The 13074-nt window shown below is 62.8% G+C and carries 11 protein-coding genes; 3 read left to right on the forward strand and 8 right to left on the reverse strand.

Translation table 11 applies throughout. The features are described 5' to 3' along the window. Positions 1-11: 11 nt before the first annotated feature. The 3 genes from SynWH8101_RS01735 to SynWH8101_RS01745 form a co-directional block, all read right to left on the reverse strand. Positions 12-2987 carry a hypothetical protein gene (locus tag SynWH8101_RS01735; protein WP_130128324.1) on the reverse strand — a complete coding sequence of 992 codons (2976 nt, stop codon included), beginning with the start codon at positions 2985-2987 and terminating at the stop codon, positions 12-14. Positions 2988-3092: 105 nt separating this feature from the next. Further along, complete coding sequence (gene thyX, locus SynWH8101_RS01740) at positions 3093-3818, reverse strand: FAD-dependent thymidylate synthase (protein ID WP_130128325.1); 726 nt, start codon at positions 3816-3818, stop codon at positions 3093-3095. A 22-nt stretch (positions 3819-3840) separates the two neighbouring features. Beyond that, a complete protein-coding gene (locus tag SynWH8101_RS01745; RefSeq protein ID WP_130128326.1) occupies positions 3841-4398 on the reverse strand; it encodes a thioredoxin domain-containing protein in 558 nt (185 codons plus the stop codon). Positions 4399-4511: 113 nt separating this feature from the next. Between SynWH8101_RS01745 and SynWH8101_RS01750 the strand changes: the two genes are divergently transcribed. Continuing rightward, positions 4512-5012, forward strand: coding sequence for a hypothetical protein (locus SynWH8101_RS01750; protein ID WP_130128327.1), 501 nt, complete (start codon positions 4512-4514; stop codon positions 5010-5012). On the opposite strand, the gene SynWH8101_RS01755 is transcribed toward SynWH8101_RS01750, so the two are convergent. Further along, positions 5005-7035: a lytic transglycosylase domain-containing protein gene (locus SynWH8101_RS01755; protein ID WP_130128328.1), complete on the reverse strand. Its 2031-nt coding sequence runs from the start codon at positions 7033-7035 to the stop codon at positions 5005-5007. The two genes, SynWH8101_RS01750 and SynWH8101_RS01755, sit on opposite strands and share 8 nt — an antisense overlap. A 72-nt stretch (positions 7036-7107) precedes the next feature. On the opposite strand from SynWH8101_RS01755, the gene SynWH8101_RS01760 reads away from it, so the two are divergent. After that, the gene (locus SynWH8101_RS01760) at positions 7108-7311 is read left to right on the forward strand and encodes a hypothetical protein (RefSeq protein ID WP_130128329.1); all 204 of its coding nucleotides are present in this window, start codon (positions 7108-7110) and stop codon (positions 7309-7311) included. Positions 7312-7364: 53 nt separating this feature from the next. Further along, the gene (gene glmM / locus SynWH8101_RS01765) at positions 7365-8765 is read left to right on the forward strand and encodes a phosphoglucosamine mutase (protein WP_130128330.1); all 1401 of its coding nucleotides are present in this window, start codon (positions 7365-7367) and stop codon (positions 8763-8765) included. Here the strand turns inward: glmM and SynWH8101_RS01770 are convergent. Genes SynWH8101_RS01770 through SynWH8101_RS01785 form a run of 4 tightly spaced genes read right to left on the reverse strand, consistent with a single transcriptional unit; the run spans position 8752 to position 13037 of the window. Next, the gene (locus SynWH8101_RS01770; protein ID WP_130128331.1) at positions 8752-9729 is read right to left on the reverse strand and encodes a BadF/BadG/BcrA/BcrD ATPase family protein; all 978 of its coding nucleotides are present in this window, start codon (positions 9727-9729) and stop codon (positions 8752-8754) included. The genes glmM and SynWH8101_RS01770 overlap by 14 nt on opposite strands. Beyond that, on the reverse strand, positions 9726-11066 hold the full coding sequence (locus SynWH8101_RS01775; protein ID WP_130128332.1) for an IctB family putative bicarbonate transporter: 1341 nt from the start codon (positions 11064-11066) through the stop codon (positions 9726-9728). The genes SynWH8101_RS01770 and SynWH8101_RS01775 overlap by 4 nt, the downstream gene beginning before the upstream one ends. Then, complete coding sequence (gene trmB / locus SynWH8101_RS01780) at positions 11059-11775, reverse strand: tRNA (guanosine(46)-N7)-methyltransferase TrmB (RefSeq protein ID WP_130128333.1); 717 nt, start codon at positions 11773-11775, stop codon at positions 11059-11061. Before trmB ends, SynWH8101_RS01775 begins: the two co-directional genes overlap by 8 nt. Beyond that, a complete protein-coding gene (locus SynWH8101_RS01785; RefSeq protein WP_130128334.1) occupies positions 11775-13037 on the reverse strand; it encodes an FIST N-terminal domain-containing protein in 1263 nt (420 codons plus the stop codon). Before SynWH8101_RS01785 ends, trmB begins: the two co-directional genes overlap by 1 nt. Positions 13038-13074 lie beyond the last annotated feature (37 nt).

The following is a 13074-nucleotide window of genomic DNA, read 5'->3' on the forward strand; positions in this document are numbered from 1 at the left end:
CCAGAGTCTCCTTAGGTCAAGAGTGAAGGGGCGAGAAGCGCTGCCAATTCGGGATGGAGAGTTGGATCAAGCACGACGTCGTTGTAGTCATAGTCACCGCCAATCATGTCTTCGAAGCGAATCACGCCATTGTCGTCGATTTGCACCATTGAATCTCTTGTGTGCCGAGAATCATTGGCATGAACTGCGTCGAAAGCAAAAATGTGATCCACTCTCCCGTCGGCAAACGTGGTTTCAATGAAGGGCGCCAGTTTGTAGCCCTCGTCCACGATGAGCTGTGTGGTTCCATCCGCTGTTTCTTGCAAGGCAAAAGCGCCAGCATAGTTGTCTTCACTCAGAGCGGCTTGCTCGTATCCGGCATCTGAGGGGGCTAGCCATTTGCCAGTGATGGAATCCAGCACAGAACCATCGTCACGGGTTTTATAAAACTCGACATCGTTTGAATTGGCGGCATCGGCTGCCGATAGGTTCATCATTTTGTCCCCTTCCGTATCTTGTGCTGTCCAGTAGGTGTAGCGCATTTTGTCTGCGAGATCGTTCTGGATTTCTGAAGGTGCTTGGGCGAACTCTTCAAAACTGATACTGGACCAATCTTTGGCTTTACGATCCCAATAGTTGAACGTGGATTTCGAAAGGTCAACATTTGAGCCGCTAATATCTAACTTGAGGTCGGTGAACCAGCCAAATTTGCGCGTATCTACACTGATCTGAATCGAGCTCGCTAGAGACCGATATTGATTTAAGAGGTCTTTTTCAAGGCCTTTGCTGTTCCAGAGAAACACATTGGAGTCTTTCTCGATCTTCAAATGTTTGGGATTGTATCTGTCCTCGCTGACTGTCTCCGTGTAGGCTTTTTTGATTTCATTTGCTTTTTCAGTGTTGGCTAAAACGCCGAAAAAGGTGAGATCGTGTAAAAAGTCAATCCTGTCCTGTTTTCCAGTGAAAAAGTTATAGGTACTGAAGCCATACTTGGCAGAGTTAAAGGGCCTTGGAAGTCCTGGTAAGTAGGCGAGGGTTTGCGGATCTTTTACAGATGTCTTCATTTTTAACTCAATGCCATCAGCGCCCATTGAGGTGCTGTTGAGCTCAGTTAATTCGAAATTCACGTTTTGCCAAGCGTCTGCTTGTTTGACATCAAGATCGTCGATGGGAATAGTTTGAATGACGAAACGATCGAGCGGGTCCCAATCTTCAATTTTTATAGCTTGATTCCATTTTCCAGGAGGAACCACTTTTTGCTTCAACTCCTCTCGGTAAAAATTATTTGTTTGGGCGGGTTTATTTTTTTGAAATGCTTTCGCCACGCTCACCCCGAGCTCGATGACCGACAATCCCGCCTCGATATATGGAATCTTCTTTAAAATTGGAAATTTTTTCTTATCATCAAAAAAGGCCTTGGTAGTGGTAGTGAGTGATTTTACGGCTTTGGTACCTGCATCGGCCTGACTGGCCCAGTTAGAACTTCCATCCGTTGAGTAGTCAATATTGATACCTTTCTGAATGACTTCTTCTTTGTAGCCATAAGAGGCTGTGAGGTTGTAGGTGTCGACACTGAAGCCATCACCCCACTCACTCTCAATCTTATCGTTCGGTTTGTTGACGTCTGGAGAATCCGTGTCTCCTAAAAGAGTATAAAATATATTGCCGCCTGAGTTGCCGCCTCTAAGGTTGATTTTGCTAAGATCACCGAGCATGAAGGTATCTTGTCCTTGGCCACCGCTGAGAAGGATAGGTTTCCAAGAAATGTCTGTCTTTTTATTGTTTAAGAATTTCAGCGCAAGGTCCCCAGTGGGGCTAGGTTCAAAATTTTTTACTTGGCGGTTTTTCGAGTTGATTTCATTGGCATGCATGCCAGCGTAAAGTAGGGGGTCAAATCCATAGAGAAAATCATTTCCAGGTCCACCATAAATTTTTTGGCCGCCAATAGTGATTCGGCTCTGATCTTGCTCTGCGTCGGTGATATCAGTTTTATTGGCGTGAATATATCTCCCATGTGTATCAGTAAATTCATTCACGTAACCATTGAGAAGTCGATCAATGTATCCGCCCTTTTTGCCACTTCCTTTGTACTTTGAGGTCTCTACGTTCTGTGGTGTAATCGTATTGGAGTCGTATTCGATAGAGCCTTTTTGCAATGGTTCTCCAGCGGGTTTAGGGTCAGATCTGACGTTGCTCACGAAATGGGGAGCATTCTTCATTGAGTCGATAATGTTTTTTCCAAATTCGATGGACGGGAGAAACGCCGCTAGGGAGGGAATGGCAGTATCGCTTCCTTCCCCTAAGTGAATGTCTTTATGGGAATTGTCGAAGAGGACGAAGTCGTCTTTTAGTGATGTTTTAAGAGTGATCGAATTGTTCTCATTGGCATATGGAAGTGGATAGAATGCTTCAGTTGTTAGCTTCTTGTCTCTGCCTGGAATTCCTCCGCTCAGATACGCATCGCTAAAGGACAACATGAATCCAGCTTGATGCGATGGAGTCGCAATGTTCGACATTGCCTTCGCGACGCTGAAGGGGCTGGAGATATAGATGATCGGTTTGCTTAAAAAGCTTGAGCCATAGCTCGACAGGGACCAGTTGACGTCGCGTTGTCTTAATGACAATGGTTGAAACGCTGTATAAAAGTCGCCGTGAGTATATAAACTGGTTTTCCCCTCGAGGCCGTACAGCTTGTTGTAAAGATCTATGCCTAGTTCTTTGTTGGCGTTTGCGAAGCCAAAGGTTTTCAGGTGTTTGTCGTAATCAGCATTAAAAACAACTTTTTGGAAATCCCTAAACTTAGAAGGGTCTTGAAATAAAGCTTTGGCGTCCTTCTTTAGTTGTTCGAATTCCTTGTTAATGGCTGGAAAAATAGATGAGTCGAAGCCGCTAAAGGGGGCTGTCCGGTTAGGCCGCTGAAAGCCACTGCTTTCCAGCTTTTCGAGGTCGACTTCTGTTGGGCTTAGGAAAGCCGCTGGGTAAAGGAGGGAGGGGGAGAAGAAGGACATCGCTGCGCATGAGCTATAGCCATCATATTGGCTGGCTCTTCTCGGGTATTTGTTGTTTTTTGTTTGAGAATAGGGGTGAGGGTTGTCTGGGGGTATAGGAAGGGATTAAGGCGCCAGCTTGGCTTTGTGCAAGCGGCTCTTTTCATACCAACTGGCGAATTCCGGTGCCCATTGCTGCAGGTGAGGCCAGAGCAGATCGCACAGTTCGCGGATTTCCTGTTGGGCGTCGAGCTTGGCGCGCAGATCCATGAAGTGCAGGAAGGCCCGCAGGCTGAAACTCACCACAAAGTGCTGGCGATAATCAAAGGGCAGGATGCCCCGGGCGTGTTCCTCGGCGAAGCCTGCCTGGAGAAGATCCCGATAGCGAGCGGCGGCCTGCCTGCAGAGCTCCAGATCCTGTTGGCGTAGGTCTGCGCTGTAGTGATACTTCTTGCCCTGACGATCGCTGTAATCCCCCACCGGTCTGAGGTAAAAAACCTCTTCGAGCGGCAGTTCGCCGTTGGCGGCCTTGCAGATGCGATCGCCGGTGTAACGCATCGACTGCACATCGAAGCTCACGCCCACCCGGTGGGTGCGGGCCTGCTGCATCACCGAATGGGGAAACCAGCCCACGTTGAGCACGATCTGGGCATGTTCGAGCGGGCCGTAATGGCCTCGCTCACCCGCCAGGAGCCGTTTCACGCAGATCTCTCCGGCCCGGGTTTCATCCGGCCAGTTGTCGCGATCAGCGGCCACGAAGCCCTCGCTGTAGTCCTGATGCATGCCGGCATACACGCACTGCTGCGGGTTGGGGGTGGCAGCGATCAGATCGACGCGAAAGCGGGAATCCATGGGTGTTCTTGGCGTGATGGCGTTAGCCGTGGCTGCGCGGACCGACGCCGGAGGGCGCCGGGGTGGCCACAGTCTCAGGCGTCAGAGGGGTGGTGTCGCCGATACCGGCCAGCTGTGGCAGCGGGCTGTTGTCGATCAGGGCCTCACTTAAGGCTTCCAGTTCCTTCTGGGAGCGGCGGCCGAGCGAACGGCCGCGCGGCTGGCCCTCCGCATCAAAGAGGTTGAGCTGGGGAATCCCGTTCACGTCGTAGCGATCGATCAGGTCCTGCCAGCGGGGGTTGTCGACGTTCACCAGCACCACATTGAGCTGGTCGCGATACCGCTGCTCATTGGCGAGCATCGCCGGTGCCATCTCCCGGCACACCTCGCACCAGTCGGCATAGAACTCAATCAGGGTGGGGCGATGATTCGCCAAGGCCTCTTCCGGCAGCGGTGATCGGCGTGCCAGCTGGTCCATCGGGCTTTCCGACGTCAGCCCTCCGCGCAGGAGAAACAGCAGGGCCGCCAGCACCAGAGCACTGGCCAGCAGCAGCACTTTCTGCACGGTGCTGAGGCTGGTGGGGGCAGCGCTGCCGCTCATGCCGGACCATCGCGATCGCGGGGACACTCTGGCAGGCCCGTGCCGCCAGCGCCCGGTCGGCACCCCCGCTACTTTGGGCACGGCTTTCAGGGCTCTGCCGGCATCGCGCATTGATGGCTCTGCTGCGTTTCCTCGTCTTGCCCTTCCGCGCCCCGCTTGTGCTGGTGCTGTTTGTGGTGGCGGTTCTGCTCGGTCATCACTGGACGATCTTTCAGCAGGAACTGATGCAATCCCGCGGCATCGACCCCCAGATCTTCTGGACCGTGGAGGTGGTGCAGGCTCTGCTGGTGGTGGTGATCTGCACCATGCCCGACCTGCTGCTGCGCCAGATCTCGATGCTGATGGCCTCCAGTCGGGTGATCAGCCTCGTGGTGACCTTGCTGCTGGTGATCACCGGTGGCTTGTATGTGCTGCAGCTCAGCCTTCTCTCGGATGTGCTGATCCTGTCCTCGGCCGTGCTGCTGGCCCGGCTTGATCTCACCCGCATCAAGGTGGTGCCGCCTCCCTTGGTGGCGGCCAGCTGGCTGGCGTTGATCGTGCTCGGTGGGATCTGGCTGGGGCATGCCCTCCCCAATCCGTTTGACGCCGCTGCCCTGGGGCGTTGGCTCACCTGAGCGGCGGACACACCAGCCCCTGAGGGTTGAGATAGGCCCAGAGATTGCCCAACACCTTTTTGGTGTAGAGCCGGGTTTCCGGATAGGGAATGCGCTCCACCCAGAGTTCGGGGTCGGTCTGCAGTTCGGGCGATCGCCACGATCCGGCGGCACCGGGGCCGGCGTTGTAGCTGGCGATCGCCAGCCAGGGGTTGCCGTTCCACTGCCGCAGCAGCCACGCCAGGTAGCGGCTGCCAAGGCGTGCATTGAGCTCCGGTTGCTCGAGGTCGTCGCGCGTGAGGGCTCGGCCTGCCACCTCATTCGCCGTTGCTGGCATCAGTTGCAACAGCCCCACGGCGCCCACCGGTGAGGTCACGGCCGGTGAGAAGCGCGATTCCTGTTTGGCGATCGCCAGGGCGAGTTCGCTGCGAATGCCGGCAGCCTCGCTGGCCTCCGCAAAACTGGCTTCATACCGCCTTGGGTGCTGGCTGCGATGCAGGCGCTCGCGCGTCGGGCAGTCGTCATCCACTAGCCGCAGGCTGGAACGCCAGAGACGGTCCAGGCCGTTCCAGCTGTCACCACGGGCCAGCCGCAGCTGGCCCTCCACCAGGCCTTCGGTAGGAGAAGGCGCTGAGGCAAGGCCACTGGCCTCGACCTCGGGGTGCCGGCTCCGCCAGGTCTCCCAGGCGGCTTTGGTCAATCCCAACCGCCAGAGGGTGTCAACCTCCGCATCGCCACTGTTCAGGGGTTCCCAGCTGGACGATTCGGGCTGGGGAGCGGTGCTGGCCTCGGTTGAGGGTTGCAGCAGCGATGGCAGCGGGGTGCCCTGGAGGCGGTTGGCGGCTCGCCAGGTGTAGTAGCTGGGAGGGTGCTCCTTGATCAGGCGTTGCCAGATGGCCTCGGCCTCCGCGCGCTGGCCTTGTTTGGCTTTCGCCAGTCCCAACCAGAACTGCTGGCGTGCCGCCAGGGGCTCAGGCAGTTTGGAGGCTGGAATGGCGCCGAGCCAGCGCGCCGCCGCTTGCCATTGCCCCTTGAGCAGGGCCTCCCGGGCCAGGTCCCATTGCAGTTGCCAGCTGGCCGGGGCTGCGGGCCAGCGTTGCAGCACGGCCTCGGCATCCTGGCGTTGTCCCAGGCGCACCTCAGCGGCTGCCACATCAGCGGAGCGGTCGCGGACGGGTTGGGGGATGGCGGCCAGCAGGGCCGGATCAGGCTTGAGGGGGGCGCTGAGCTGTGCGGCCGCCTCGAGAGCCAGGGTCTCCCCTTGGCCTCCGGCAGAGGCTTCCGGCCGTTGGGTGAGCTGCAACAGCAGCGCCTGCCCCTGGGCGCGTTGGCCAGCGTTGCCATGGAGCAGGGCTGTGCCGATCGCCAGCATCGTGGCGGGTTCTGGCGTGGCCCCCTGCAAACATTGGAGGGCGGCGGCGCCATCGCCGCGTGCCGCCAGGGCTCTGGCGAGGATGTTGCGGTCGGCGGCTGAGGGTTCGGGCCTGGATGCGCGATCACAGGCTGCCCGGATCAGAGGGCCTGCCCCCGGGTGATTCGGGCCCCAGCGGGCGAGGTGGAGACCATCGCCATCGCGCACGGCACTGTCGAGGGCGGCGGGGTGGGCCGGCTGCTGCTGCCGCAGTTGTTGCTGCAAGTCTGGGTTGCGGGCACTGAGGTGGTAGTGGGCATCGGCGCTGGCGGCGCTGCTCGGAAAGCGGCGCAGCAGATCGCGCCAGTGGGCAGCAGCCTTCTGCTCTTGTCCGAGTGCAGCGGCGTTGTCCGCCTGACGTTGCACGCTCACGGCGGCCAGGGCGCTGCGGCCCCAGCCCTGCCCCGCCAGCAGCCGCTGCCGGGTCGCGGCGTCGTCTGTCCTGTGGCTCAGGGAGAGGGCGGCCTCGCGGCGCTGCTCAGGATCGGTGGACCAGCGGTAGTGCCGCCAGAGAGTTACCGGGCTTGTGGAGGGGTTGATCTGGGTGTGGCGCTGCCGCAGCAGGGGCTGGCCCACGACGATCAGCGCCAGGCTGGCGATGGCGGTGCCGCCGATCAGGATCAGACCACGCATCGGGGAGCACGCATCGGGCAGGCCGGAGCTTCTGACAGCTGGCATTCTGGGCGCAGTCGGCAGCAGATGGTGATGGCGAGCGAGCCGCGCTGGCAGCGTCCGGGGCAGTCGCAACGGCGTCGCTGCGGCATGGCCTGGTTGCTGTTGCTTCTCTTGTGGGGAGGTCGCTGGCTGTGGCCGCTGCTGTGGCTCCCGGGCTGGTTGGTGCTGTTGGTGGCCCTCTGGGCTTTGCTGGAGTTGGTGCTGCTGCTGCTGGCACCGCGGCGCTGGCGCTGAGACAGGGGCGCATCGCCCGCGGCCCGTAACCTTGGTTGCCTTCCAACGCCCCCATGGTCGAGACCGCCATTCCGCCCCTGGGACTGCCCCATTCGCCGGCTCAGGCCAGCTTCGGCACCGATGGGCTGCGAGGCCGTGTGGGCACCACGATCACGCCGGCACTCGCGCTGCAGGTGGGCTACTGGTGCGGCCGGGTGCTGCCCAAGGCGGGCCCGGTGCTGATCGGCATGGATTCGCGGAGCAGCGGCGCCATGATCGTGGCGGCGTTGACCGCAGGGCTCACCGCTGCAGGTCGGGAAGTGTGGACGCTCGGTCTCTGCGCCACTCCGGCGGTGCCAGGGCTGATCCGTCGCACTGGCGCCGCCGGTGGCTTGATGGTGTCGGCGAGCCACAACCCGCCTCACGACAACGGCATCAAGGTGTTCGGTGCCGATGGCAGCAAGTTGCGCAGTGAGCTGCAGCAGGCGATCGAAGCCGGGCTCCATGGGGACACAGGCGAGGGTGCCATCGGTGAGGGATCCCAGAGCTGTGGCCCCGCCCATCACCGCCCCGACCTGCTGATCCATTACCGCGATGCTCTGCTGGCGAGCGTGCCCGATCAGCGGCTGGATGGAGTGCCGATCGTGCTCGACCTCTGCTGGGGGTCGGCGACCGCCTGCGGCGCCAATGTGTTTGCCAGCCTCGGCGCTGATCTCACCGTCTTGCATGGCGAGCCCGATGGTGCCCGCATCAATGTGAACTGCGGCTCCACCCACCTGGAGCCCCTGCGACACGCCGTGCTGGAACGGGGAGCCGCGATGGGGTTCGCCTTTGACGGCGACGCCGATCGGATGTTGGCCGTGGATGGTCGCGGCCGGATCGTGGATGGCGACCACGTGCTCTATCTCTGGGGATCGGCGCTGCAGGAGGCTCAGGCCCTGCCCGAGCAGCGACTGGTGGCCACGGTGATGTCGAACCTGGGATTTGAGCGGGCCTGGCAGGCGCGCGGTGGCGTGCTGGAGCGCACGGCGGTGGGTGATCAATACGTTCACGCCGCCATGGTCAGCACCGGGGCCGGCCTCGGGGGTGAGCAGTCGGGACACATCCTCTCAGCGGCCCATGGACTGTCGGGCGATGGCGTGCTCACAGCCCTACAGCTCGCCACCCTGTGCCAGGAACGCCAGCTCAGCCTCGCCGATTGGCTCGATCAGAGTTTTCAGGCCTATCCGCAGAAGCTGGTGAATGTGCGCGTGCCCGATCGGGCGCGGCGTCAAGGATGGGCGGAGTGTGCACCGCTGGCTGATCTGGTGCAGGAGGCGGAAGCGGCCATGGCCGAAAACGGGCGGGTCCTGGTGCGTGCCAGCGGCACCGAACCGCTGCTGCGGGTGATGGTGGAGGCCGCGGAGCTGGCGATGGTGGAGCACTGGACCAGCCGCCTGGCCCAGGCCGCCGATCAGCACCTCAACGCGGCCTGAGCAGGCGCTCCGCCAGGGTGAGGGCGCCGGCGCAGGCATCGGCTTGACCCGCTTGCCAGTGCCAGTGGGGCAAACGGGCCTCGAGGGCCCGTTCCACCGCCGCGCGAAACAGGGGCAGATGCTCCAGCGCCCCCCCGCGGGGACTGATCGCCACGGTGGCGAGAGAGAGGCGGTTGGCGACGGCGGTCACCGCCTCCGCCAGGGCGTCGGCCGAGCGCTGCAGGATCGCCGCCGCGTCGTGATCGCCTGCAGCGGCGGCGTCCTGCACCAGCGGCGCCAGCTGGGCCAGGGCCGGCACACTCCGCTCCGGACGCACCACCAGGGCTTTGATCTCCGCTGCGCTGCTGCACTGGAGGGCTTGCCAGAGCTGTTGCCGCAGCGGCTTGTCCGGCAGGCGGCCATCGGCCATCCGCAGCGTCAGCTGCAGGCCCTGATGCCCCAGATCGAAGGCCCCACCGCCGCCATCCAGCATCCAGCCCCAGCCACCGCTGCGCGCCTCCTCGCCCTGGCTGTTCCGGCCCAGGCAGATCATGCCGGTGCCGCTGATGAGCACGATCCCCGCCGCATCAGGAAAGGCGCCGTGGAGTGCCGTGCGTTCATCCCCGGTCGCCAGGCAGCGGTGCGGAGGCAGCGTCAGTTCCGCCGCCATCAGGGTCTGGGCGCGGGCCTGCAGGGCCGTGCCCTGCTCCAGGCCACTGGCGCCGATTGCGGCTGCTGCCAGCGCGGGCGTGGCGGTGAGCGACCCGGGCGCTTCCGCCTCAGCCGCCGCCCAGGCGGCGTGAAGGCTGCTGCGCAGTGCCGCTCGAAAGCGGTCCTCGCCACCCTCAGCGTCCAGATGCGACACGGGGGAGCCACTCCCGTCGGCAAAGTCCTGCCAGAGGTTCCTGCGGTTGTCCCAGCGGCGGAGCCGGCAGCGGCAGGAGGTCTGGCCGGCATCGAAGCCCGCCAGGATCACAGCAGTCATGCGCGGTCTGGTGCTGCTGCAGGCTCCACCGCTGGATCAGTGGCTGGGCTGAGGGGTTGGGCCAGGCTCGCCAGGCAGAACCAACCGATGATCTGCACCTCCGGCCGGAAGAAGATCGTGTCGGTGGCACCCTGCACCAGCAAACCGACGATCGCGGCCAGGCAGGCCAGTCGGGGCAGGCTGAAGGCGCCGCGCTCCCTCAGACCGGCCAGACCTTGCCGCAGGCTGCACCAGGCGAGTCCGAGACAGGCGATCAAGCCGGGAACGCCTGTCTCCACCAGGATCTCCAACGGCACGGAGTAGGCACTCAGGGCATTGAATTTGGGCTGCTGATAGAGCGGATAGATGCTGTTGAAGGCGGCATTGCCAGGACCGATGCCGATCCAGGGCCGGTCATGAATCATCTCGAGTGCCGCCAGCCACACGTTGATGCGGAAGTTGTTGGAGCTGTCGCCTCGCCCCGCCAGCAGGCTGGCCACCCGCGTGCGGATCGGTTCGATCTGGGTGGCCGCCAACACGATCAGCACTCCCGCCAGCACGAGCAGGGCAAGGGGCAGAAGCCTTCGCCAGAGGGGAGGCCAGTGGCGGATGGCGCGCAGCAGCAGCAGCAGCACGAACAGCCCAAGTGCGGCGAGCAGGCCCAGCCAGCCGCCGCGGCTGTAGCTGAACAGGGTGGCGGCAGCACCCGTGCCCAGGGCCATGCCCGCGAACAGGCGCTGGCCCCATCCCTGCCAGCGCAGCAGGGCCACGAGGGCCAGGGGCAGGATCGGCACCAGATAGCCCGCCAGCAGGTTGGGATTGCCGAGGGGGCCGTAGATCCGGATCGTGCCTTCCGCCACCGAGTTCGGATCGGCCCAGCGGGCCAGTTCTTCCGTGGGGCCGTAGAGCTGACGCAGCGCGAACACGCTGGTGGCCAGTTCGCCCGCCAGCAGGGCGGCGACGAGGCGATCCCACCAGCGGGGGTGTGCCGCCAGCAACCGTTGCATCAGGGCGTAGACGCCGAGGTAACTGAGCAGCTTGGCCAGGCCTTTGGCGGCGGCCATGGGCACCGGCGACAGCCCGGTGGCCAGGACGGCGACGGCGAGAAAGAGCAGCAGCCAGAGGTTGATGGCACCGAGGCGACCCGGCGGCTGGGTGGCGCTCCAGAGCAGCCAGAGCGCTCCTGCGGCCAGGATCACCAGGCCGAGCCCGGTGCGACTGATCCACGGCAGTCCGGCGAGCAGTGCGATCAGAATCCAGCCGGCCCAGAGGCTGAGCCGTTGTTGCAGCCCTGGCGGGCTGGGCAGCAGGCCCTGCCAGCGCAGGAGCCAGGGGGTGGGGGCCGAAGCCTCAACCATCGGGAGTGCCCGGAGCGTCATCTGCGGGATTATCGACCCGTTCCCACTCCGTTTCGAGCTCGGCACGCCCCGGCAGCGGCTGTGCGTTGCGGCGGAACAACACCCGATACACCGGCAGGTTTTGGGCGAGCACATAGCGCTCCCGCTCCGTGCCCACGGGCAACGGGTTGGCGCCGCGCCATGGCGTGGCATCGCCTGGGGGCCTGCAGAAGGCGCCGCTCAGTTCGGTGAGCTGCACCATCGGCTCGATCACCTCGAGCACATCGCTTTGCAGAAACAGCTCCCGTCCAGGCGCCAATGCTGCTCCGATCGCCAGCAGCAGGGACGGTTGCAGCACGCGACGTTTGCGGTGGCGTTTTTTGAACCAGGGATCGGGGAACTGAATCGACACCCGTTGCAGCTGGTCGTGGCTCAGTGCGGCCAGCCAGCCCTCGAGGCTCACATTGGCGTTGCAGAACAGAAAGCAGAGGTTGTGAAGTTCCAGCCGATCCCGGTCGCGCTGGGCTGCATCCACCAGAGGACGACGGATCTCCACGCCGAGGTGGTTCCAGTGCGGTTGCACGGCCGCCAGGTCGAGCAGAAAGCGGCCACGGGCCGAACCGATGTCGAGATGGATCGGCAGGGAGGGGTCGCTGAACAGCGCCTCCGGAGCGGGCAGCTCCCGGGGCAGCTGGAAGAACCGGCTGAGGGGATTGACGTGCTGGCGCATCAGCTCGACAGGGGCGCCTGGCGCAGCAACCCCCAGCAGGCGGTGTAGCCATGGAGATGGGTGCTGCCGCCCAGGGGGCCGATTTCGCCATTGCAGAAGGCGCCGCTGATGGGCAGATCGGCCATCACGCTCCGGGCGATCGACACATCACCGTCGGCAGTGCCGAAGAGGCCGCTGCCGCGACCGAGGCAAGCGAACAGCAGCCCCAGCAGGGGTGGGCGTTCCGCCCGTTCACGGGCGGCGCAGAGCAGCTGACTCGCCTCCTGGCGCGAGGCATTCGCCTCGCGCAACTGAAACTGCACGTTCTGTCCGGGACGCACCCGTTCCGCCACCGCCACGGCGCCGTTGCGGGGATCGACCCCGATCAGATTGCGCACCAGGAAGGCACTGCCGGGCTCGCTCGGTTGATTGCCGCCGATCAGCAGATCCCGTCGTTCCACGCCGAGGAAGAGGGAATCCTTCGCCATCTCCCTTTCGTCCTCCGTGAGTTCCGCCAGCACCCGCTGCAGGCAGGCGACCGGGCTGTCGCGACGGCTGCCTTCGCTCAGCTGCAGCAGCACGTTGCGATGGGATTGTTCGATCGCGAACACGGGGCCGATCGGGCGACATCCCTGGGCCACCACCGGGTCCAGGGTCCAGTCGCCGCCGATTCCGAGGCCCACGGCACCGCTCACCACCTGATCTCCGCACAACAGCGAGCCATGGGGAGCGTTATGGGGTGCGGCGATGCCACCGATGCAGGCGGCTGCGGGGTAGGCGTAGTCGCGGCCACTGATCAGGTCAGTGATGCCGCTGCTGCCCGGATCCACCAGCAGAAGCATGGCGCGGGTGGTGTTGGGGTCGAGCTCGAACCAGCGGTGCCACTCTTCGCTGGACCCATCGAGATCGGGCAGGCTGTCGGTAGCGACGGCGAAAGGCTGCAGCACCGCGCCGGGAAGGTTGAGCAGGGTGACGCTGAGGGCGGCGTTGCGTTCCACTTCAGTGGCCTTGCCGGAGCGATCGGTGCCGATGACGCCACCACCCACGGCCCCGAGCCAGTGGGTGCTCTGCAGTCGTTTGTGGAGCAGGGGCAGCAGCCGCGGCAGGTCGCTGGCGAAATGGCTGGACACGAACACCAGAGCCAGATCAGCCGAAGCAGAGCCGAGCTCATCCGCCACTTGCCTCACTGCCTCGTCCAGAGAGGCTTCGCATGACAACGCCGTCCGGCAGGACGCCTGCGCAGCAGGCGATCGAAACCAGTTGAGCGGTGAAAACGGCGTCATGAAACGGACCCTACCAACGTCGCTGTCACCAGCGCCG

This window comes from Synechococcus sp. WH 8101 (genome assembly GCF_004209775.1).
Taxonomy (GTDB): domain Bacteria; phylum Cyanobacteriota; class Cyanobacteriia; order PCC-6307; family Cyanobiaceae; genus Synechococcus_C.